A 24,423-nucleotide genomic window follows, 5' to 3' on the forward strand; every position below is an offset into this window, starting at 1 on the left:
AGATTAAGTCTTCAAAGTTGTGTAAAGCATTCACCTTAAAAACCACTTATGAGAAATTGTTCAGATTACGTTTGAAGGTGTAAGGAAGATTTAAGAATTCGTAATAAGTTATATCATCTATCAGTAGATGCTTAGATAATCTTTAACCTTGACAGCACTTCCTCTTTTCTTCTTACTGAAATTTCCAGTTGTATTCCATTTTCCATCTCTAAATAACCAGCCTTGCCTTTTACATATTTTTTTACTTTGTTGAGGTTCACAAGATAGGAGTTGTGAATGCGGCAGAAAGGATGGTTTTCGAACAGTTCTTCATAGTATCCTATATTTTTGGAGGAGATGAGCGGTGCGTTATCATTTGTATAAACAGAAGTATAATTGTTGTCGCTTTTTAAGTAGCAGATATCTTTAATGTGAACGAATTCCACATCCGTATAACTGGAAATGGCCACACGTTCAAACAAGTTTTTGTTCTGCGCAAGCATATCGCGGAATGAAGAGAGTTTATCGGTATCTTTTTGGTTGCCCTGTAAAGAAACAAACCTGTCCAGAGACTCATAAAGTTCTTTGGGATCAACCGGTTTTAACAAATAATCGAGAGCCGAAAACCGAATAGCTTGTATCGCAAACTGATCGTATGCAGTTACAAAAATGATTCTGAAATCAAATTTATCCAGTTGGCTCAGCAAATAAAAACCATCTCCATTTGGCATTTGTATATCTAGAAATAGAATATCTATTTTGCCCTTGTTCTTAAGGATCATTTTTAATCCTTCTTCGGCTGAAGAAGCTTCACCTATCACCTGTATATCCTTTCCGGATTTCTTCAATAATAGTTTTAACGTCTCAATATTATTTATCTCATCATCAATGATGGCTACTCTCATAAAATTGGAATTAATAATTTTACTCTCGTTCCCAAAGCTATCTCGTCTTCATACAAGTCAACGATTTCTACAGGTCGGATGTTTTTGTCCTGCGCCAGTAATTTTAATCTGTCCTCAATATACCTGATGCCCGTTGAGTCTTCGTTATTGTTCATACTTAGTTGTTTTTTCTTTGCCTTTTCACGGCCAATACCATTGTCAGTTATCACACAACATATAAAACTATCCTGACGGATAAATTCAATGAGTAGTTTCCCATTATTACTCATTCCGCTCAATCCATGTTTAATGGCATTTTCTACAAAAGGCTGAATAATAAGAGTAGGAATATGAGTATTCAGAGTATCTATTTCGGGGTCGATGGTAATGGAGAACTCAAAGGCTTCTGTAAATCTTCTTTGTTCCAGGTGAATATATTTAGTCAGTAATTCTTTTTCTTCTTCAATGGTGATAGAAGAGCGCGATGAATATTTCATAATCATGCGTATTACCCGGGAAAAAGAAAGAATATACGAACCAGCCTCTTCTACATTGTTCTTGAGGATAAACATCTGCAGAGAGTTGAGAGAGTTAAAAATAAAGTGAGGGTTCATGTATAAGCGTAGCGCACGTAATTCACTTTGCACCAGTTGGTGTTTGAATTTGTTTTCTTTTCTCACCCTTTTTATCTTCTGCAGAACAAAGTATGCAATAGCGGCTACGGATGCAAATACATATAAGCTAATAAACCACCAGGTTTTCCAGTAAGGTTTTAAAATAGTGAAATAGGTAACTGTTGGCGGGCTCCAGTTGCCAAAATTGTTTCGCACATATACTACAAATCGGTAACCACCCGGGTTGAGATTGGCAAACCGTATAGTGGTATTAGTGGTGTAATTAAATTCCTGATCGACTCCATCCAGCTTATATTTAAATAGGTTACCTGCAGATCCGTTAAAAGAAATGGTAGCATAGCTTACAGAAATATTATTTTCATTATAAGGAAGAATATAGTGATCAATATAGGTGCTTGTATCTTTTGAATTAATAGAAATAGTTCTGATATATACCTGTGGCTGTATGAATGTATTTTTTTTAATTTCTTTCTCATCAAAAAAGCTTAAACCTCCTGCAGTAGCAACATATATTTTGCCTTTGTAGGCGAGTATGTCCCTCACTTCATCTGCAATGAGAAAGTTAGCAGAGGTATAATTTTCTACGCGTACCAAATGATCGTTTGTATCCAGTATTACTTTACTAAGCCCATTATCTGTGCATACCCATATTTTATGATCGTTATAATATATTTTATTACAATAGTCATTAATGAGGCCGTTACTGGTATTCACATACTCATATGTATTATTCTTCATTAAAATGATTCCTTTTTGTTTGGTTTGGAGTATAATGGTTCCTTTTTGGGTAATATCCATTTGCGAAAGAGCATAAGGCAAATGTATTTTTTCGAAGAATCTTTGATTTTTCCTGATGATTATTTTCAAGCATAAGTTATCTAACACATAATAGAATGCAGAGTCTCCTATATTCAGTTGAGGTAAAGCAGAGATACTAGGATATCCAAGCAAGGAGTTAACGGTGTCGTATGGGTAAATGGATTTATGGGGGCTCTCCTTAAAAAGTGCAGAGCTTATATAATAGAGAGAAGACTGGTTTTTGAAGGGAACATAAAGTCTTACATCAGGATAGTTCATTCGTGTAAAAGTTCTTTCCCAAAGCTTATATAATATGTTTGAACCAATGGATGTAAAATAGATATTCTGATCAGTTGTTTTATAAACATGGATCAGACGTATGAATTCTTCGGCAGAAATATTTTGTTTAAGTTTTACTATTTTATGGTTGAAGAGAAGGTTAAATTTCCCATTTCGTGTCACAAAATAAATATCGTCATTGGAATTTTGTACAAACCTGATGTCATTAGATGGTATACCATCCATTGTATTCACATGTTGTGCAATAAAATTTCCATAATAGATACCTCCCATGTCTGTGCAAAACCAATACAACCCTTCCCTATTTTTGATGATAGAATGAATAGATATATTGGTAAAATATTTTTCGGTATTACTAGGATGAATTATGCCCTTTTTAAAACGGATAGCACCACCGGATCTGGTACCTATCCATATATCATTGCTTAGTGTATCTTCAAAGAAACAGATAACTTCATTCTGATGAATAGGGTAGACTAATGTGACCTTATTTTCGGATGGGTTTTTGGAATAGATTCCTTCTTCAGAAGCAATTAATACATTCCCGTTTTTGAGAAGGAACAATCGTGGTGCAATATAATACTTACGGTTGCTTTGAATAGGGAGAATATGTACCTTTCCATGTATGATTTCCTTGATATTATCTATGTGTGTGGAAATAATAGAATCACGGTTTTTTATTGTAAAGTTGTATAAAATGGATTGATGTGGTCCCGTATTAACTATGCTATCGACAATCATATCATGATACACTTTATAATAGAGACTTTCCCGTGTTCCAATCCATACACAACCTGATTGATCTTCTGCAATCCAGCAAGGATTCTCAATTCCTTTGAACTGCCTGAAATTAGTTCCGTCAAAATAAAACAGGTTAAAGTTAAAACTAATTACCCATATTCGGTTCCGTTTGTCTTTGTAAAGATGATAGCCACCTATTTCGGTATACCCTTCGTCATATCCGAATACTTTAAAATGAGTTCCGTCAAATCGGCAAATAGCTTTGTTGGTAACAAACCACATATATCCTTTTTCATCTTCTACCGAAGAGAAAACCCCGGAGCCAACAAGTCCGTTTTTTCCGCTGATATTTTTAAACTCGTAATGCTGACTTAAGACTTTTTGTTGCAGGAGGAATAGAAGAGAGAAACAGCACACATAGGGTGTGAATAAGTAAATGAGTTTTTGTTTCACCGTTGTGAAAATACAAAGGCATATGAGAATTTCAAAATGAATATCTCTGCTTTGGGTTAAATTGAATCAAAAGTTGGTTCCGTTGCATACAGGTAGCATGACGATAAAAGCAATGATGCTGAGATTACTACGATAATAAATACTATTAAAAATATCAGTAATTTAATTTAACGAAGTATAAAAATCATGGCATAAACACGGGGACTTTTATTCTTTAAATTAAGATTACATCAGTTGCTCACTCAATGGTTCGTACCTTTTAAAGAAGTTAGATGTATGAGTTTTCGCTCGTTTAATCACATTCATAAGAAGATTAATTACCATCAGCCTTAACAATAGAAAACGCATTCAATCTTCCGTTTTTCAAAGAATACTCAATACCATTTATCGATTGATAGAACTCAATTCCAACAGCAGGGAACAATGGATGTGCACTGTCGGTTGTAACCGCATCAAATAACCAATAAAAAAGCCCGATAATTCGGGCTTTTTTATGCATGTAAATTGGCGTTTTTTTTTATTGGAATGGGAAACTAGAATTTAATTTCCTGTATGGTAAATACTTTTGATTTTGGCTGCGTAGGGTCAAATAACTCGTTTAGTTTGGCATTTAAAACATAATACGAGCCTTTTACATAAACACCTGTAGTAGGTCCGCTTTGTTCGCAATCAGTAGAGCCTATCTGGTCGGCATTTGTCCAATCGCTGTTACTTACCAGTTTAAATACTTTTTTGTCTTTGTTTGAAATGACCAGCAATTCATTTTTACCATTTAATACCAAACCATCAGCACCTACTATTGGCGGGCACATAATGTGGCGAATATTGCTTGGGTCTTTACAATCAATTTTATAAAGTACACCTGTGTTTGATTGGGCTACAATTAAAAACCCGTTTGGATGGTAAACAATGCCGTTCAGGTTAAATCCTTCCTGTTTCCATAAGGTTTGGCTGCTGGCAAAAATGGAAGGCACTCCTTTTTTGTTAATTTTAAAAATGATGGGTGAAAGGCTGTTGGTTACATATAAATTACCTACTGTATCAGCCGTAATATCGTTAGCAAAATTGCCATTGTCTTTATTTAAAGGTTGTAAATCAACAACAAATTTTCGATGTCCATCTGTTAAATCATATGCTATTACTTTGGCCAGCTTGAGTTGTGTTTTTGTACTTGTAAGAGGGGAAACACCCGGGTCGGTAACACAAACAAATAGGGTATTGGTTTTATTGTCTACATGTAAACCGTTGGTTGATATTAAAAGGGAATCGGTAATAAAGGTAGTATAAGTACCATCCCTGTTAACCTTACCTATTTTGCCATATTTTAAAGAGCTTACTAAAAACTCGTCCGTTATTTTGTTGTAAGCAATTCCTTCCGGATATAATTGGTCAGCTTCAAAGTTTATACTTTGGGCATTTGTATAAAAGCTGCTTGCTACAAATGCAGCGATTAGTAGTATATTTTTTTTCATAAAAAAGGGGTTCAATTAATAACTAGAGTAGCAAAATGCAGTATTTGTTTTAATAAGTCAAACATTAAAATTCCCACCAAATACTATCGGGCAAATTTTCATTTAGTTTAATTAGTTGCCCTATCAATGGGGTGGTTGTTTTTACCTGCATTTCTTTTGCTTTGGCTGTTACTCTTTTTATGGATTCGTTCCAGGGATGCAGTGCTAAAGTAAATTTACTCCAATGTACAGGCATTAAAACTTTGGCTTTTAAATCCTGTGCTGCTTGTACTACTTCTTCTGGTTGCATATGTATGTAAGGCCACATTTTATTGTATTGGCCACATTCCAATAATACCAAATCAAATGGTCCGTATTTTTCACCTATTTGTTTAAAGTGTGTATCAAAACCGCTATCGCCTCCTAAAAATATTTTTTCGCTTGGAGTTTGTAAAATATACGATGCCCATAGGCTTTGGTTGCGTTTAAATTTGCGTCCTGAGAAGTGGCGAGCGGGAGTAGCTATAAACTTAATATCGCTGCTAAAGTTTATTTCTTCCCACCAGTCAAATTCAACAATACGTTCATTACCTATACCCCATAAATTTAAGTGCTCGCCAACACCTAATGAGGTATAAAACATTTTGGCTTTGTTCTTTAACTCTAGTATTGTTTTGTAATCTAAATGGTCGTAATGGTCGTGGGTTATGAGCACAATATCAATAGCAGGGAAATCGCTAATTTTATACTCATTGCTACCAGCATAATTTTTACCAAAAAAGCTAACGGGTGATGCATTGCCACTAAAAACGGGGTCGACCAATATAGTTAGTCCTTTGGTTTTAATAAAATACGATGAATGGCCAAACCATATAATTTGTGTTTGGCTGGTATCTAAGTTTTTTAAATCGGTTTTTACAAAGGGCAATGAATGGGGTGGCTCTGTATTTTTTGGTTTGTTAAAATACATTTTCATTATTTTCCAATACGAAGCATCGGGAGCTAAGTCGGGTGTAACACTTAAATTTTTAAATGAACCATCTTTGTAGTTGGGCGATTTTTTAATTCTTTCTAACCGGGCACCGGTCGGTAATTGGCCAAACTGTTTTTGCTCTAAAAACAAGTACCCTCCGGTACTTAAACTTAGTAAAATAGCTATTAGTATTATCATTTTTCTTTTTGTTCTTAATTTCATTCTATATGAACGTTGTTCGCTTTTTCGCGGAGCAAATAAACATAAAAACAATTGCTTTCAATGTAGATAGTGAAAGTAATTACTATATATAATTGAGCGGTTTAAATGATAGATAAACGCACATTTTTTGCTTATTTTTTTTGGTATTCTACCCTTACCTTAAATATTATTTCTTTGATTATTAGTAGGGTATAATTTTCCGATAAATAAAATAAACCAATCGGTATATTTTATTTAGTTTTGTGCTCGAATACTAAAGTAACATGTCGAAAGCGGAAAAAACAAAAGCGTTTATTATTGAAAAAGCAGCATATACTTTTAACAAAAAAGGTTATGCGGGTACTTCGTTAAACGATTTAATGGAAGTAACCGGTTTAACCAAAGGCGCTTTGTACGGACATTTTGCAAACAAAGAAGCTATTGCCATTGAAGCGTATTTGTACAATGTAAAGGAATTGGAAAAAAAACTTTCCAACGATATTAGTAAGCAGGTATTGGCAAAGGATAAACTAATAGCCTTTATTGATTTTTACCGTTTTAATTGGAAAACGATATTTGAATGGGGTGGATGCCCCATGTTGAATGCTGCTATTGAAGCGGATGATAACTTGCCTTTTTTAAAAAAATACATTGCTACCAGTATTAAAATATGGGTTAAAATAATTGTCAGGGTTATTGATTCGGGTAAAGAAAGCAAAGCTTTTAAACAGACCATTAATACGCAGGATTATGCTTATACCATTGCTACTTTGGTAGAAGGTGGTATTATGATGGCTAAAATAAATAACAATAAAGATTTATTGGTATTGGCTTTGGATAGGGCTGTTAAAATTATAGAGGAAGAAATGGTGCCATAAATTTTTTTGTCATAAAATATACCGATTGGTATAAAATATAAAAATGAAAGAAGTATATATTATAGATTACCAAAGAACACTTGTTGGAAAATATGGTGGCATACTAGGTAGTATCAGACCCGATGATTTGGCGGCATTTGTTATTGCAGCATTGTTGAACAGAAATGGGTATTTGGATGTGGGCAATATTGATGATGTTATATTGGGTTGTGCTAACCAAGCAGGTGAGGATAACCGCAACATAGCAAGATTTGCTGCGCTACTAGCCGGCTTACCCGTTGAAGTGCCGGGTGTTACTGTTAATAGATTATGTGCATCAGGCATGCAGTCTGTAATGGATGGTTTTACGCGTATTAAAGCAGGATTGGCTGATGTTATTATAGCGGGAGGTGTAGAGAGTATGAGCAGGGCTCCTTATGTAATGGCTAAATCGAATAAAGCTTTTGAACGCGGTTTGGAATTGGCTGATACTACTTTGGGCTCAAGGTTTGTGAATAAACAATTGGCTGAAATGTATTATCCGTATGCCATGGGTGAAACGGCTGAAATTATTGCTGACCGATGGCAAATAAGCCGCGTTGAACAAGATGCTTTTGCTTACGCTTCACACATGAAATATATGAAAGCTTTTGAGGAGGATAAATTTAAAGGAGAAATAATGTCGTTGCCTTCATTGGCTATTGATGATTCAAAACCATTAGATCAAGGGGTGAGGGCTGATACTTCAATAGAAAAACTAGCACAACTTAAACCTGCATTTAAAGAGCATGGTTCGGTGACGGCTGGTAATGCATCGAGTTTAAATGATGGTGCTGCTGCTATGTTACTGGTATCGGGTGAGGTGGTGGAAAGGTATGGTTTAAAGCCTTTGGCTAAAATAGTTTCTTCATCGGTTGTAGGCGTTCACCCTGATATAATGGGAACTGGTCCTGTACCGGCTACGCAAAAAATTTTAAAGCAAACGGGATTAACTATAGCCGATATTGATTTGATGGAAATTAATGAGGCTTATGCGGTACAGGTAATTTACTCCATGAATGAATTAAAGATAGCACCAGATAAGGTAAATGTAAATGGAGGTGCTTTGGCTATTGGGCATCCTTTGGGTATGTCGGGCACACGTATAACGGGGCATTTGGCTTTGGAGTTGAAAAGAACCAATAAACAATATGGTATTGCTACAATGTGTGTGGGTGTAGGGCAGGGTACTGCGTTATTAATTGAAAATATAATTTAACTAAATAATATGAAGGAAGTATTTATTGTATCGGCTAAACGAACTCCTATTGGCGGTTTTTTAGGCAGTTTATCTCATTTATCGGCTACTGAATTGGGAGCCATTGCTATTGAAAATACGTATAAGGCAATTGGTATGGAGGCTGATTTAATTGACAGTGTTTATATGGGCAATGTGTTAAGCGCTGGTGTGGGTCAGTCGCCAGCTAGGCAAGCAGCTATGTTTGCCAAAATACCTGATAGCAAAGATGCCACTACCATTAATAAGGTGTGTGCTTCGGGTATGAAAGCTACCATGATTGGTGCGCAACAAATTCAATTGGGTTTGGAAAATATAGTGGTTACGGGTGGTATGGAGAGCATGAGTAATGTGCCACATTATGCCAATATAAGAAAAGGGTTAAAGCTGGGCGATATGAATTTGGTGGATGGTATGGTGAAGGATGGCTTGTGGGATGTGTACCATAATTTCCATATGGGTAATGCGGCTGAAATTGGCATACGTAAGTTTGGTTTTACTAGGGCTGCTCTTGATGAATATGCTATTCAATCGTATGAAAAAGCAGCTTGGGCTACAGAGCATAAAAAGTTTACCGGTGAAATAATACCAATTGAAGTAATGCAAAAAAAAGGTACTGCTACCATTGACCGTGATGAGGATATTGATAAAATAATTTTGGATAAGGTGGCTACTTTAAAACCAACTTTTGAAAAGGAGGGTATGCTTACGGCTGCTAATTCAAGTAATTTAAATGATGGTGCAAGTACTTTGTTACTGGCATCGAAAGAGGTTGTTGAAAAATATGGATTAAAACCTTTGGCTAAAATTATAGCTTATGCTGATGCGGCTCAGGCCCCGGAATGGTTTACTACTACACCAGCCATTGCTATTCCAAAAGCTTTGCAACTGGCTAATTTAAGCATAGCAGATATTGATTTGTTTGAAATTAATGAAGCTTATGCATCGGTGGTACTTTCTATGCAACAAATTTTATCGTTGGATTTAAACAAGGTAAATGTGTATGGAGGTGCAGTGGCTTTGGGTCATCCTATTGGTGCATCGGGTGCCAGGATTATAACTACGCTTATATCTGCTTTGAAACAGGAAGGTGGAAAGTATGGTGTTGCTGCTATTTGTAATGGCGGGGGTGGTGCTTCGGCTATTGTTATTGAAAATGTATAATGGTTAAATACAAAAAGGAAGTGTATGCTTCCTTTTTTTATTTATTGCTGTTTTGCTTTATACAAGGCTGCCAAAAAGGTTTCTGTTTCCTGTGCGCCTGAAATAGCATATTTATAGTCGAACACAAAAAAGGGAACACCTTTTATACCTATTTGCATGGCCTGATAAATATCGTCCTGTACTTCTGATTTAAACTGTGTTGATTTTAACATAGCTGTGCTTATATCTGCCGCTATGCCAATGTATTCGCCTATGGCTACGAGTGTTTCTATATCGTCTATGTTTTTACCTTGGGTAAAGTGCGCTGCAAACAATGCTTCTTCGCACTCATTTTGCTTATTGTGTGTTTTTGCCAGATGTGTTAATCTATGTGCATTGAATGAGTTGGCTACAACTGCTTTTTCAAAATGGTATTGTAGTCCTTCGTTGGCTGCCATATTGGTAACATGCTCTGTTGTTTTACGTGTATATTCCATATCCCAGCCTTTGGTTTGCGCCAAATGTTCAACGGTGTTTTTATTGGGGTTGGTTTTTAGTGTAGGGTCTAGCTGATAGCTTTTCCATTCTACTACAACTTCGTCTTTATGTTCAAATTGTGCCAGTGCATTTTCAAACCTGCGTTTACCTATATAACAAAAAGGACACATTACATCGCTCCAAATTTCAACTTTCATATTGATTGGTTTTTAAACAAAAGTATCTATTCCATGCTTAAATCAAAATGCTTTTATTGTTTACTTACTGGGTTTAGTTTTTAAGTTCCATTAAATGTATATCGGGCCTGTGAATGGTGAAAAAACCATAACCACCCTGCACATTGGTAGGGAAATTAATTACTTCTGCCCGTATTTGATTGACCAGTTGCGATGCTTTTTTCTGTACGGTTAAAAAATCGTAATAGCCTTTGCTAATATTTGAAATGGCTACACCAATGGTATCACCTAATTTTACTCGGCTTAATCTTTTATCTGTTATGTATTTGCCTGCTACAAAATCTTTTTCGGTCAGTAAATCAAAATTGTTCGATTGGTTTAGCATGCGACTGGCTATATAATCTACATCTATTTTGTTTTTGGTAGTATCTTTTTTATTACCAGTAATGTAGTTTATCAAATACCAATTTTCCTGATTGGGTATATCGGTAAACTGGTAATGCACATTTATGTTTCCTTTGTCATCATAACTGCTTATAATGGGGTAAATGGTATCGAATACTATATCGGCCATGTGGCTAGTGCTTGACCACGCTGTTAAGCCTGTTGGCTGGTTTGAAGCAAACAGGGTATAATTTTGCAGGGTAAATTCATCTAATGGTTTACTTATATACAAACCAGGTGAAAATTCTCTTAGGGTATCGATGGTATTGTTTGATTGTAGTATTACCACTGAATTGGTTAATAATAAAGTGGTATCAAAATTTACACCATTGCTATCGTATGTAGGCGCTCCTTTTTTGAGGGCACTAAAATTTTTACTCACTGCTACGAGTAATGTGTTTTCGTTTGGTACAAGTTGTGAACTGATAACCATTTTTGGTGGTGCCTGTGGTATATCAATGGTAATTGGTTCGGGCTGACATGAACAAAGTATGAGCACGAGACTGATGAGTATAATAATTATTTTATGCATGTTTAAAATTTAAAGTTATAAGCTATTGATGGAATAAAACCGAATAAGCCTTGCTCCTGGTATTGTAACTGACCGTTTGCATTTTGCTCTACTCTTATTCGGTAGGGTTGTGTTCTGTTATATACGTTATAGGCTCCTATATGCCATTCGCTATTCCATTTTTTGTTGGGTTTTGAATAGATAACAAGGTTTAAATCCAATCGGTGCGATGCAGAAAGTTGTACTGCATTTCTATCGCTGTATATAGGCAATGGATCAAAGTTGGAGTAAGTACCGTTGGGCATTAAAAACTGGCCTATAACAGGTGTAAACCAGGAGCCTGAAGCAAAAACAAATACACCTGAAAAGGCTACTCTTTTGCTTAATTGATAATTGGCTACAATAGAGAAATCATGTCGCCTGTCGTAACGGGCAAAAAATGTTTTGCCATTGTTTAGCTCGTCAAACTGGCGTGTACTGTATGATAAGGTGTAACCTATCCAACCGTTTAATTTACCTATTTGCTTTTGTAGGGTTATTTCTAATCCATAGGCTTTGCCTGTACCCTGAAGTAAATCTTCTTCTATATTGTTGTTAAGCATAGCTACCGTTCCTTCTTTGTATTCTACTAAGTTATTCATCCATTTGTAGTAGGTTTCTATAGTCAGGTTTGCTTTTAGTTTATGTATGTATTGGTTGTAGGAAACAGAAATTTGATCTGCTGTTTGTGGTTTTATATTTTTTGATACGGGATACCATAAATCGGTAGGCATGGCAGTCCCTGAGCCCGATACTAAATGCAGGTATTGTACCATGCGTGTATAGGATGTTTTAATGCTTGCATTGTCGTTTAAAGCATAGCGTACATTTATACGTGGTTCGGGGTTTATATAAACGGTTTGTTGGTTAATAGCGCTGGTTAATCTTATGCCATAGTTAAGGGCCCACTTTTTATTTATTTCTTTATCGTTTAAATAGTACAGGGCCATATCCTGTGTAGTTATTTTTAAACCATCGTTTGGTTTTATATTTTCGTTAAAAATGCCTTCTGTTTTTGATACGTTGGGGCGGAAATAATGTTGGGCTAATTCGAATCCGAATTTGATATGGTTGGTATTGTTTTTAAAATAGTTGTAGTCCATTTTTATTAAATAATCCTGAATACTACTGGTAATAAATAGCTTGTTCCCTGCCAGGTTACCTGTTATGTTGTAACTAAAACTACTATGTATTAATGATATGTTGGAGAATAGTTTTTTATTGGCATATACGTGGTTCCAACGCAGTGTTGCTGTTCTATTACCTAAGGTTGAACCAAAGTCTATATTTTTATTGGTGTTTTGTTTGGAAGAGTCGGTAGGGTTATGCAAACTAAGTACATCATCGCCTATGTATGTGCTAAAGTATAGGATGTCTTTATCGGATAATTTATAATTAATTTTTGCATTGATATCGTAAAAGTAATAGGGGAGGTCTTTACCAATTAATTTATACACTTGGTCAATGTATGTTCTGCGTGCTGATATGATGAAGGATGATTTGTTTTTTATAATGGGCCCTTCTATGCTTAACCTGCTTGATAGTATTCCAATTCCTCCTTCTGCATGAAAGGTTTGGTTGTTGCCTTCTTTTAACCTTACATCCATTATGGATGATAAACGACCTCCGTAGTTAGCTGTAAAGCCGCCTTTTTGCATGCTTACATCTTTTAAAGCATCGGAGTTAAAAATGGAAAAGAAACCTAGCAGGTGGGATGCATTGTAAACGGGTGCTTCATCCATTAATATTAAATTCTGGTCGCTATTACCTCCTCTTACAAACATACCAGTACTACCATCGTGGCCACGTTTAATACCGGGCATTAGTTGCAGTACTTTTATAATATCTCTTTCGCCTCCTATTACTGGTATATTGGCTATGCTTTTTATGGGTATATGTATAATGCCAATTTCGGTCGATTGTACTTTATCGTTTTCTTTTTTTGCCTGTACGTTTACTTGTTTTAGTTCGTTTTTTTTCTCTACTAAATTAATTTTTAAGTTGGTGGCGCTGGTTACATTAATGTTTACTTCCTGGCTTACATAACCAATGTATGATATGGTGATGGTTTTTATATCATCTGTTGCCTGTATCGCAAAGTAACCGTAGGCATTGGTGTAAGTTCCTTTTTTTAACGGTTTGGCTATTACTTTGGCTCCATTAACGGCTTCGCCTGTTTTGGAATCAACTACGTATCCATTCAGTGTTAATGTGCTTGATTTTACTGTTAATTGATTTGTTAGTAATAGGAGCAGGGTTATGTGTTTTATATAATGTTTCATTGTTTATAGTATGACTAACAATTATTGAATGACCCCTATGTAAATGACATAATTTTTTGCATAAAAAAGCCTGCAATTTTGTTGCAGGCTTTTCGTAAACTATATGAATAATGGGGTAGCGCTAAATTTAATTGTTAATGATTAGCTTTTGTGTTTGTATGCCTTCATCAGTAATAATCTGAATAAAATAAATACCTGTTACTAATGATACTGTTTCTAATGTAAACTCGTGGATTCCCTGTGTTAGTAGTGCATTGTCAAGTTGTTTAAAAACAAGGGCTCCGGTTATATCTGTTACCTGTATGCTTACTTTGTTGTTTTGTTTTAAGTTAAGTGATAGGTTGGTATATTCTTTTGCCGGATTAGGGTATATTTTAAAAGTTGTTTTTTTGTTTTCTATTTTATCAATTCCGGTGCTTTCATACACTAAACTTATATTGTCAATGTAAAGTGCTGCACCTGCTTGTGTGGTTTGTCCGTTACCTACTAAAATATTTATTGATGCACTATCTGGTATACCTGCATCATTGTAATCTATCGGAATTTCTAACAGGGTATAATTTGTTACAGTGTTTGAATCAAAATAAAATCCTGAACCCAGTGTAGTTTCATTTTTAGTAGTCGTCACTATGATACTAAATTCTTCTTTTACGGTGTTTAAAAACTTGTAATATAATTTTAATTTGGTTGGTTTACCTTCCAGTTTAAACTTATCGGTTGATTCTCCTGTTAGTAAATTCAAAGTCCCGGTAGTCATAAGCGCTATTTCTTTCTTTCCGGCTGTGTCAATGATGGTTCTTAATATAATGGCTGATGAGCCTGCTTGTGCATCGGTGGTTTTAACAACGGGTAAGTCGCCTTTGTTTCCACTAAATCTACTAAATAAATTACTGGTGTTCCACCCGGTTGGATTACTTACTGAAAATAATCCGAATGATTGTGTTTTCCATGTTTCAAAACTTGGATTTGGTAATTGTGCTTTTACTACGCTTAGTGTTAATGCTAGTATTCCTCCTAGAAATATTTTTGCTATCTGTTTCATGTTTATTTTTTATGTATTGGTATGACTATTTAAAATGGTGACACCCCTATTTCATAAAAAATAATTTGTTATTTTTCAGCAATAGTATAAATCATTTTATTCATTTGTTCTGAATGAGTAATGTTAACGGCTTACATTAAAAATGCCAATCACCTATTTGAATGATTGGCATAATATTCTTTTGTACTAATGGGGGTAGAATAAGGTAACCTAGTGTCGTTACCTTATTCTTTTATAAATTTTACTTGTTGGTAGTCTGCTGTAGGTGTTTCCATTTGGATCATGTAAACACCTTGTGTTAAGTTGGCGGTATTTATTTGGTTGTTTTCTAATATGCCTTCTTGTGCTACCTGACCTTGGTTGTCTATAATTTTGTAGCTTGCATTTTGCATATCGTTGTCGCTAACGGTAATGTTGTTTTTTGCGGGATTTGGATAAACTCCTAAACGTTTTTTTGTTATGTTGGCTATGCCGGTGTTTGCGTAACCAATGCTTACATCGTCAATGGTTAATATGCTTCCGGCATTGTTTTGTGTTGATGCAAAAATGAAAAGCTTAGCGCTATCAGGTGGGGCTACTGTGGATGGATAGTTTAACTCAACTAACAGCTTTTGATAGGTGTTTGCTTGTCCTCTCTTAGTATAAGCCTGCCCGTAATATTGTCCGTCTTTATACATGGCTAAATAAACCATAAATGAATCGTTGATAGCGGTCAGGTATTTGTAATACAATTGAAACGATTTTATTTTTCCTTGTAATGCAATTTTTTCTCCTTGGTCTTTACTGAAATCAAAACTAACGGAACTCCCTGTTGATAGTATAGCTGCTTGTTTACCGGCATCGTCTAAACTCGCTGTAATTTGTACCGCATAGGTACCTGTTCTGGCATCGGTCGACATGGTAACGGGCTGCTCAAAACCATTTCCTACCATGTCGGCATTGGTGCTAAACCAACCTGTTGGGTTGTATATTCTTTTATTGTTTACTATGGAAAGGGAGTCCCACGACTCGAAACCGGGATTAGGAACTTGGGCAAATGCAGCGGTACTTAAGCCACACAAAAGGGCTAATGTATAATATAATTTTTTCATAACTTTTGATAGTCAAATTTTAAGGTTTAAAGCGTTGCATTGTTGCTATGTAATATTTGATAATTACTTTAACTTCAATGCTATTTGTTTATAGTATGCAGTTTATAAGAGAAGCAATGGCTATGCTTATTTGCAGGTATGGCGATAACTGATTACGCAATACGGAAAGTGCTTTACCCATTTGGTTTTCTACTGTTTTAACTGATACATTCATGGTTTCTGCAATTTCTTTGTAGCTCATGTTTTCGAAACGGCTTAATTGAAATGTGAGCTTACATTTATCGGGTAACAATTCAATAGCTTGTTGTATTTGATGGTTCAATGATTTGGCTATTAAATTATCTTCGGTATTGTTTACGGCTAATTGTTCATCATTTTCCATTCCTTCGTCCATCCAATATTTTCTTTCGTTTAGTTTTAAGGTGTTAAAACAATGGTTTCGTACGGCCATGTATAAATAGGATTTAAATGAAAGTGTAATGGATAAATCGTTTCGTTTTTCCCATATCTTAACAAATACGTCTTGTACTGCATCTTCTGCCTGTGAGGCATCTTTAACAATGGTTTTTGCAAAACGTAGTAATGGTTTGTAATAGGTTTTAAACAGCAGCTCTAACGCTTGTTCATCGTTTTGTTGTAAGCGTTGCAGTATTGATTGGTCGGTATGTAATTGATGTGTTGCTGCTTCCATTACTCGCACCCCTTTCCGTTAAAATCAATAGTATTGCTGTTTTGTGTATAGCTTATCTGAAGTGTTTTACTTATAATGTTTAGTACTTCGCTTAAAGGGGCATTGTTAAACTGACCTGTGAAGTGGCAATTGTTAATTTTAGGATTGCTGATGGTAACTTTTATGGCATAGTATTTTTCAATGGCTTTTACTACTTCGTTAAATGGAGCATTGTTAAATACGAGCTCTTTGTTTTTCCAAGCCATGGCATTATTGTTAAATGCTTCATCTTTTTGTACTTGTCCCTGTTCATTTATAACCGCACTTTCATTGGCCGTAATAACTAACTGGTGATTGGTTTTGTTGGCTGTAAATGAAACTTTACCTGTTTTAACGCTTAGTGTTGTTTCGGTTAAACTATCGTATGCCACTAAGTTAAAGGAGGTGCCTAATACTTGTGTAACCGCATATTTGGTGGTAATAACAAATGGTTTATTCGGATTTTTTTGTACTTCGAAAAATGCTTCTCCGTGTAACTCTACATTCCTTGAGTTGCCTTTAAAATCGTTGTTGTAGCTAATGCTTGAGTTTTTATTTAACCATACAATGGAACCATCGGGTAGGGTAATTTCTTTGCTTTCGTTGGCAGCGGTTTGCAAAGTATTGAATGCGTTTGACTGCAGCCATTTGTTTAAAAATAAACCTGCTCCTGCAACCAGTATCAATATGGCTGCTATACGCAAAAATATGGTTTGGAAGGAAGCTTGTTTTTTTGTCTTTATTTTCTGGGCTACTTTTTGCCAGGCTTCGTCTACATTTATATTGTCGTTTGGTGTATTGGTGTTATTCCAAATAGACTCTATTTGCGCTGCAAACTTATTATTTGCATCACTTTCATTGCGCCAGTTGGTGAGGGCGATTATTTCATCAGTAGAGGCTTCTCCGGCAAGTACTTTTGTAATAAGTTCTGTTTTTTCTTGCTCATTCATAATAGGTACGACAATATTAAATTATTTTACCCCTACCTATGAAATAAAAAAAATTACTGCAACTGGAAGTAAAATGTTTTTGTCAGGTTATAGGAAGCTATTACGCCTACTTTATTGCTTAAATTACTATAGGCAAAATTGGGTTCTCCTATGGGCAAAACATTGTATAAGCTAGCCGAGGTTGTGGTGTTAAAATATTTTGCATAGGCTTCGTCACAAACCAATACCTTACATTCAATTCTTATTGGTTTTGATTCCTGAAAAATTTTGTGGGCCCCAAAATTACTGTTAAATGATTGTCCCTGGTTTAATTGAATAATAGAGGTGTAGCTCGGCATTAACATTTCTATTTGGGTTGAATCATCAAAGAAAAGGGTAGGCACTAAACGGATATATTGTTTTTTATCGGAAAGCAGCTGGCAATTGAAGTTAGCATGGTAAAAATAGTTATTCCTGAATGCACTGTCAAATTGCACTGTTAACTTTACATCGGCACCATCGGGTATGGTTGTTTGCCCTGTTACGGTTTCGTTTCCATCGCTTACTATTAGCCGGTATGTTTGCCCAACTTGCACACTTGCCCCATTTAACGAGGTATTGTAGGTCCCTGTGGGTTCATCAAAAGTTAAATGGTATTGGTTACTGCCTTCGTTTACAAAGGCGTTTGCATTGGTTACAATAACCGGTTCTACTGATGTTTGCTGATTATAAACGGGGGTAGTATAGGTTAATGATGCAGCAATGGTGGCATCGCTGGTACCTATAATTACGCCACCCACTAATTTTTTTTGGAATGGAATAGTTATATCTACATCTTCTTGTGAATCGCAGCTAATCAGTTGTAGCAATATGCCAATTATAAATAGGTACTTTAGCATGGTTTTAAAATTTTAAGGTCCAACTTAATGAAGGTAATATTGGGAATAAACTGGTTTGTTTTAATACTCTTTTACCGTTTCCGTTGCCATCGTCTATATATTCAATTCTATAGTAAAGCGGGTTACGCCTGTTGTAGGTATTGAATAAACTTAACTCTATATTACTAATAATGGTTTTGGCTATGGTATGGGTATATTGAAACGACACATCAAGGCGGTGGTAAGCTTTTAGCTGAACATTGTTTTTACTGTCGTAATAATAAACAGGGAATGCTCCCTGACCAGGTACTCCTGATATGGGAATAAACTCTGATACAGGTAGTGTAATAGGGCTTCCTGTTCCGTAAATCCAACTGGCAGCAAAGGAGAAATGTTTGTTGGTTTTATAAGTTATAAATATACCCAGGTCATTCAGCCTGTCGTATGAAGCAGCAAATTTTTCGCCCCTGTTAATGGTACTGAATTCCATTTCTGTTTTTGATATGGTATAGCTCAATTGGGCCGACAATTTTTTACCTTCTTTTTTAACCATGAATTCAACTCCGTATGCATTCGATTTGCCTTGTGTTAATAAATCGCTTACATTACTTACTTCAGGGCCATTTGCATTTAATGCTAATAACTGAAAGAGGGATGCTCCATCTTTCATGGCTGTTACATCGGTAATAATTTTATAGTAGCCTTCTATACCAAATGAAACAGAACTGTTTTTAATTGAATTTTTTAAAACGCCTGCGGTAATAATATGGCCGCGTTGTGGTTTAATATCGTTGTTGCTACCTACCCAGAGGTCGCTGGGTAAACCAAAACCACTGAGCAATGGTATTAAATGCATGTATTGATTCATGAGTGAATAACTGCCATTGATGTTCCAGTTTTTGGGTAATTGATAAATGGTATTGAAACGGGGTTCTGCTCTGAAATAACCGGTATTGGTTTTAAAATAGCTAAACCGCATTCCCGGAATAATGGTCCACTTATTGGTAATTTGTGTTTGTGATTCAACGTACATGCTTACATCGTCAGCAAAATAGGGGGTGCCATTTTTAACAGTTGTATGGTTGGTTAAATCGTCAATGGTTGTTGTTGGATTTAACTCATGCTCTGTATAACTGGTACCAAACTTAATATGGTGTTTAGGATTGGGTATATAATCAAAATCTATTTTTAGCCCTTTATCAATAACTGATGAACGTATGGTTGAAACAGTTTGTTCGCTATTAAATCCTATGGCACCCATATTAATTTTATTGTTATAATTACTATAGGTTAATGAGGTATTGGAAAACAATTTGGCATTGTATTGCCTCGTCCACCTGATACTGGCTGCATCGTTACCCCAGGTTATTCCTTCGCCAGTAGGGTTGTCGGAGGTGGTGGCAAAGTTGTCGTAGCCGGCATAACCACTTACAATTAACCTGTTTTTTTTGTTTAACTCCGTGGCTATTTTAGCATGTATATCGTAAAAATAATAATTTATTTCTCCGTTTACATCGTTCAGTACTTTTGATATTTGGTCAATATAAGAACGCCTTGCCGAAAACATAAATGATGATTTATTTTTAACAATAGGGCCTTCTAAAATTATTTTTGATGCTAGTATTCCCATGCTTGCTTCTGCACCAAATTTTTCCCTGTTGCCATCTTTTAAACTCATGTTTAACACGGACGATAAACGGCCTCCATATTTGGAAGAAAAACCCCCTTTAATTAACTCTGCACTGCGTAACTCACTTCCTGATACAAGTGAGGAAAGTCCTAAAAAATGATAGGCATTGTATATCACGGCATCGTCAATCAATATAAGGTTTTGATCAGGTCCACCTCCTCTTACATACATATAGCTGTTGCCTTCACTTCCTTTTTGTATGCCGGGCATTAGCATTAAATATTTTACCGGATCTTTCTCTCCTAAAATCATAGGTATATCGGCTACTTCTTTAAGCGGTATTTCTACTTTATTGAGTGTACGCTGGTAATTATTTTGTGCGCCTTTTATCAATACTTCACTCAGGTTGGATGAGGCATTGAGTAAAACGGTCAGCTGTATGTTTTCATCTAATACCAGTTTTTTTAACTGATTTTTAAATCCTAAATAGGAGAATGAAATTTCGTAGGTATCACCCGGTAATGTAATAGAGAAAAAACCGTAAGCATTGGTTGTAGTTACTGCTTTATTGGGTTTGGTATCTATCAATGCGCCAATTAAAAGCTCTCCTGTTCCTGCTTCTCTTATATAACCGCTTATGGTAAAAGTAGCATTGGGGTTAATAAATAAAGCAACATTGGTTCCGCTTATTTGATAAGCTATATTGGTATTGTAAAAAAGTTGGTTGAGCGTTTGTTCAATGGTTCCATTTTTTATTGTAATGCTTTTGATTTTGGTTAAATCTATTTTATCAATACTATAGGCAAAATGGTAATTGTATTTTTTTTCTATTTCATTAATAATATTGGCAATAGATTGTTTTTTTATTTTTAATGAAATGTTTGTGTTTTGAGCAAATAGGGAAGTATTGATACAAAAAAACAAAACCATGCTTACTATATAGCTAAAGCTATGTGTAAGCATGGTTTTATAAATTGGATATATGTTTTTACTTTTTACTTTAAGCTTTTGCATCTTTCAGCAAAACTAAGCATTGCTTAATAAATTAAAAGCATTTTATAGTTTAAGCATTTTTGTGACAAATTTATTGTTGTTGCTGTCAAGTGTTTCTAAAATATAACATCCTGAATCCAGGTGGCCCAAATCAATTTCGAAAGTTGGGTTGGTAGCAGGATTCACTGGTATTACATCTACCAATAAACCTTGTTGCGAGAATATTTTTATCTCCACTTTACCGCTTATTGTTTTGCTGAATGTTAGATTTACTTTGTTAACTGCCGGGTTAGGGAATATCTGGCAAGTATTTTCGTTACTTATTTCTAACTCGTGGTTAACTGCTTTAATGGACGATAATGTACTGGTACCATCATAATCAATTTGATTTAAACGATAGTAAATGGTTGTTGCATTTACTGCTGAAATATCGTCATCGTAGCTATAGTTAATTGTTTTATTGGTGCTTCCATTTCCTTTTACTTTTCCTATTACTTCAAAATTAATGGCATCAATACTTCTTTGTACTTCAAAGTAGTTATTGTTTATTTCTAATGAGGTAACCCAGTTAACCTGTGCTTTTTTGTTGTTTACTAACTGCGCATTAAATGAGCTGATTTTAACAGGAAGTGTAGCGCTATTTGATACTAAAATAAGAAATCTGTCTTTTCCAAACGATTTTGCATTGGCTGTTTGTATGGTAAATACATATTCAACAGCATTAGTTAGCGGCACTTTCAAGTTCAAAAATTTATCAACCAGATAAAAGTATTTACCAGTAGCAGGAATGTTTTGTACGATTAATTTATGTGTACCATTAACACCTGTTACATTTAATAAAATAGTATCGTTGGCAGTTATTTGTGGTCTTGCATCTAATGCATGATAAATGCTATCGCGACCATAGCTCGCTAAGTTAAAGTTAGGATTTGTAAACTTAACAATGTCATATCTGTCATGGTTTTTGGTAGTACCCGAAATAAATTTCATAACGAAATCATCATAGTTGATTGAGTCGTATTTTAAACGTATGCTGAATTCATCGGTGCTGCCACTACCTGTTTTAAACATAGCGGTAGGAACGCCTAATGCCTTAAACTGCTCTTTAAAAGTTAAAGCTGGCGAAGCAGCTGTTGCTTTAATAAAGAATGCTTGTCCTGATGCAATAATACCATTTGAAATAGTACCTGAGTTAGATGCTGCATTGTAGCTTTTAAATGAGTTAGAGTTAGGATCGAAAACATAAACAGTAGGGTCAACATTGGTATAGAAAGTACCACTGTTACCACCGCTATTACCTGCATCCCATAAAGCATTCCAATCGTATTCGCAAGCATAAGGATTACCTACCAAACACCAGCCGTCATCGGACAATGTACCTGAATTGGTAAATGTAACCGGCATAGCAATATCACCTGTATTAAGTGTTCCTACTACATCCATTGTTACAGCATTCTGGGTATTGTTACCACCATTTAAGCGTCCAATATTACTTCTGTCTCCTCTTATAAATACCCTGTAGCCTCTACCTATTGTTAATGGTGCATTGGTTAGTGAGGTTGTGTTGTTTTTTACTTCGGTATAACCTAAATCTAAATTACCTAATACTGTTTCGTTATAGGTAAATACTGAAGCCTGGTTACTCAATGTTGCATCAAAACCCCAGTTCAAACCTCCTCCAACTGTTGTACTTTGGTGTGCTGTTGGTAAGTTATTTCCTGTAAGGAATATGTCACCTCTCCAGTCTTCTAAAGTACCGTTGCTCACAGGTGATGATAAGAACCTGTATCTGCGTGCAGAAGCATTGATAAAACGTTGTACTATTACATTACCTGTTACAGCTCCTGTGCCTTGTACTTGTGCAATACGGGCAGTACTGTTTAGTGATGAAATCAATTTTAAGTTTCCGCCACTTGCTAATGTTCCGTTATTCATTGTTAACGTTCCTATTATTTCAAGCGGGTTGGCTAATGTAATAGTGCTTGATGTTCTGCTAATAACTAAGTTTAGCAATGAGCGTGTACTGGTTGATGATTGGCTGAAATTAATATTTGAGCCTAATGCTCCTGTACCTGCAATACTTAAAACCGATGATGATGAACCAACAAAAACAGGAGTTCCGGTTAGTGTTCCATTTAACGAAAGTTGATTTCCGTTAATGATAAATGTATTGGCTGTTATATTTAAAGCACCACCTACTACTACATTACCCGTTGCTGTTTTTGAACCTGAACCACTACAGGTTAAATTGGTAAAAGTAAAGGCCGGAATATTTTGTGCTGCTCCGTTAAAGTTAACAGTGTTTGCTGTTACCACATAATTACCGGTGCTGAAAGTAGCTGAAGGAGTAAATGTACCTGCAATAGCAATGGTACCTCCGTTTACTAATGTTACATTGGTTGTGGTTCTTGCTCCGCTAATGGTTAAGTTGTTATAGCTGAAAGCAGGTACGGTTTGTGCTGTTGTTCCATTAAAATTAATAGTGCTTCCTGTATTTACAATTGCACCCGAAGTAAAGGTAGCTGAAGTCGTAAATGTACCGGCAATGTTAATGATTCCGCTGCTGGCTAAAGTAACATTGTTGGTTGTTCTTGCCCCACTAATGGTTAAGTTATTATAGTTGAAAGTACCAACTGTTTGTGCAGCTGTACCATTGTAGTTAATAGTGCTTCCAGTATTTACAAAAGCACCGGAGGTAAAAGTAGCTGAAGGAGTAAAAGTACCTGCAATGTTTACCACACCAGATATTGTCACGTTATTGGTAGTTCTTGCTCCGCTAATGATTAAATTATTATAACTAAGCGCAGGAACTGTTTGAGTTCCGGTACCATCAAAATCAATAGTTGAGCCGGTGTTGGTATATGTACCTGAACCCACTGTAAATGTACCTGAAATGCCAATAGTACCTGTGTTTGCCAATACCCTGTTTCCACCAGTACCATTTAAATTGGTGTAATCACCTGCTACTATGTTTTGTGTACTTGCACTATTGTATACTACAGAGCATGTCCATGTTTCTCCGCTTGGAATAGGTGTAGTAGCTACACTTTGCGTGTTTAGTGTTCCTGTTCCGCTTGTACTGGCTACTCCGTTTAAAGTAAAGGTAACCATGTTTAAAGTAACACCACTGTTAATGGTTAATATTCCATTTACTGTAATATCAGCTGTAGCGGTTTTGGTACTTGTACCTGCACAGGTTAAATTGTTAAAAGTAAAGTTAGGTATATTTTGTGCAGCACCTGTTAAGCTGATATTGCTATTGGTAGTAATAAATGCACCTGAAGTAAAAGTAGCCGTATTGTTTAAATTACCTGCAATGGCAATAGTTCCGGTAGGAGATAGTGTTACATTATTAGTTGTTCTTGCACCACTAATTGTTAGTACGTTATAGTTAAATGCATTTACGGTTTGTGCACCAGTTCCATTAAAATTAAAAGTATTACCGGTAACAACAATAGTACCTGAAGTAAAAGTAGCCGAGCTTGTAAATGTACCTGCTACGCCAATAGT

Annotated in this window: 18 protein-coding genes; 3 read left to right on the plus strand and 15 right to left on the minus strand. The window is 35.6% G+C overall.

The annotated features are described in order from the left end of the window. Nucleotides 1–131 precede the first annotated feature (131 nt). From V4538_08330 to V4538_08350, 5 genes are all read right to left on the minus strand, one after another. The gene (locus tag V4538_08330; protein ID MES2381032.1) at nucleotides 132–884 is read right to left on the minus strand and encodes a LytTR family DNA-binding domain-containing protein; all 753 of its coding nucleotides are present in this window, start codon (nucleotides 882–884) and stop codon (nucleotides 132–134) included. Beyond that, nucleotides 881–3,790: a histidine kinase gene (locus V4538_08335; protein ID MES2381033.1), complete on the minus strand. Its 2,910-nt coding sequence runs from the start codon at nucleotides 3,788–3,790 to the stop codon at nucleotides 881–883. Before V4538_08335 ends, V4538_08330 begins: the two co-directional genes overlap by 4 nt. Nucleotides 3,791–4,103: 313 nt before the next feature. Continuing rightward, complete coding sequence (locus V4538_08340) at nucleotides 4,104–4,289, minus strand: hypothetical protein (protein MES2381034.1); 186 nt, start codon at nucleotides 4,287–4,289, stop codon at nucleotides 4,104–4,106. A gap of 34 nt (nucleotides 4,290–4,323) precedes the next feature. Then, the gene (locus tag V4538_08345) at nucleotides 4,324–5,262 is read right to left on the minus strand and encodes a hypothetical protein (protein ID MES2381035.1); all 939 of its coding nucleotides are present in this window, start codon (nucleotides 5,260–5,262) and stop codon (nucleotides 4,324–4,326) included. Nucleotides 5,263–5,326: 64 nt separating this feature from the next. Beyond that, on the minus strand, nucleotides 5,327–6,436 hold the full coding sequence (locus tag V4538_08350; GenBank protein MES2381036.1) for an MBL fold metallo-hydrolase: 1,110 nt from the start codon (nucleotides 6,434–6,436) through the stop codon (nucleotides 5,327–5,329). Nucleotides 6,437–6,699: 263 nt separating this feature from the next. Here V4538_08350 and V4538_08355 point away from each other — a divergent pair, with 263 nt between their 5' ends. Genes V4538_08355 through V4538_08365 form a run of 3 tightly spaced genes read left to right on the plus strand, consistent with a single transcriptional unit; the run spans nucleotide 6,700 to nucleotide 9,712 of the window. Next, on the plus strand, nucleotides 6,700–7,293 hold the full coding sequence (locus V4538_08355; protein MES2381037.1) for a TetR/AcrR family transcriptional regulator: 594 nt from the start codon (nucleotides 6,700–6,702) through the stop codon (nucleotides 7,291–7,293). 43 nt (nucleotides 7,294–7,336) lie between these two features. Further along, complete coding sequence (locus tag V4538_08360) at nucleotides 7,337–8,530, plus strand: thiolase family protein (GenBank protein MES2381038.1); 1,194 nt, start codon at nucleotides 7,337–7,339, stop codon at nucleotides 8,528–8,530. A gap of 9 nt (nucleotides 8,531–8,539) precedes the next feature. Beyond that, the gene (locus V4538_08365) at nucleotides 8,540–9,712 is read left to right on the plus strand and encodes an acetyl-CoA C-acyltransferase (protein ID MES2381039.1); all 1,173 of its coding nucleotides are present in this window, start codon (nucleotides 8,540–8,542) and stop codon (nucleotides 9,710–9,712) included. 41 nt (nucleotides 9,713–9,753) lie between these two features. On the opposite strand, the gene V4538_08370 is transcribed toward V4538_08365, so the two are convergent. From V4538_08370 to V4538_08415, 10 genes are all read right to left on the minus strand, one after another. Next, entirely contained in the window at nucleotides 9,754–10,386 is a 633-nt protein-coding gene (locus V4538_08370) for a DsbA family oxidoreductase (GenBank protein MES2381040.1), read from the minus strand. Nucleotides 10,387–10,459: 73 nt separating this feature from the next. After that, the gene (locus V4538_08375; protein ID MES2381041.1) at nucleotides 10,460–11,341 is read right to left on the minus strand and encodes a DUF4249 family protein; all 882 of its coding nucleotides are present in this window, start codon (nucleotides 11,339–11,341) and stop codon (nucleotides 10,460–10,462) included. 2 nt (nucleotides 11,342–11,343) lie between these two features. Beyond that, nucleotides 11,344–13,641 (minus strand): TonB-dependent receptor, encoded by a 2,298-nt coding sequence (locus V4538_08380; GenBank protein MES2381042.1) that lies wholly within the window; start codon nucleotides 13,639–13,641, stop codon nucleotides 11,344–11,346. A gap of 127 nt (nucleotides 13,642–13,768) precedes the next feature. Then, a complete protein-coding gene (locus V4538_08385; protein ID MES2381043.1) occupies nucleotides 13,769–14,683 on the minus strand; it encodes a T9SS type A sorting domain-containing protein in 915 nt (304 codons plus the stop codon). A gap of 224 nt (nucleotides 14,684–14,907) precedes the next feature. After that, nucleotides 14,908–15,774, minus strand: coding sequence for a T9SS type A sorting domain-containing protein (locus V4538_08390; protein MES2381044.1), 867 nt, complete (start codon nucleotides 15,772–15,774; stop codon nucleotides 14,908–14,910). An 88-nt stretch (nucleotides 15,775–15,862) separates the two neighbouring features. Then, nucleotides 15,863–16,465 carry an RNA polymerase sigma-70 factor gene (locus V4538_08395; protein ID MES2381045.1) on the minus strand — a complete coding sequence of 201 codons (603 nt, stop codon included), beginning with the start codon at nucleotides 16,463–16,465 and terminating at the stop codon, nucleotides 15,863–15,865. Next, the gene (locus V4538_08400; GenBank protein MES2381046.1) at nucleotides 16,465–17,433 is read right to left on the minus strand and encodes a FecR domain-containing protein; all 969 of its coding nucleotides are present in this window, start codon (nucleotides 17,431–17,433) and stop codon (nucleotides 16,465–16,467) included. Before V4538_08400 ends, V4538_08395 begins: the two co-directional genes overlap by 1 nt. 53 nt (nucleotides 17,434–17,486) lie before the next feature. Then, complete coding sequence (locus V4538_08405) at nucleotides 17,487–18,311, minus strand: DUF4249 family protein (protein MES2381047.1); 825 nt, start codon at nucleotides 18,309–18,311, stop codon at nucleotides 17,487–17,489. A gap of 4 nt (nucleotides 18,312–18,315) precedes the next feature. Further along, on the minus strand, nucleotides 18,316–20,883 hold the full coding sequence (locus tag V4538_08410; GenBank protein ID MES2381048.1) for a TonB-dependent receptor: 2,568 nt from the start codon (nucleotides 20,881–20,883) through the stop codon (nucleotides 18,316–18,318). Nucleotides 20,884–20,976: 93 nt separating this feature from the next. Beyond that, nucleotides 20,977–24,423: T9SS type A sorting domain-containing protein (locus tag V4538_08415; protein MES2381049.1), on the minus strand; the 3,447-nt coding region annotated here is incomplete at its 5' end.

The organism is Bacteroidota bacterium (assembly GCA_040388375.1).
Taxonomy (GTDB): Bacteria; Bacteroidota; Bacteroidia; order UKL13-3; family UKL13-3; genus JAAFJM01.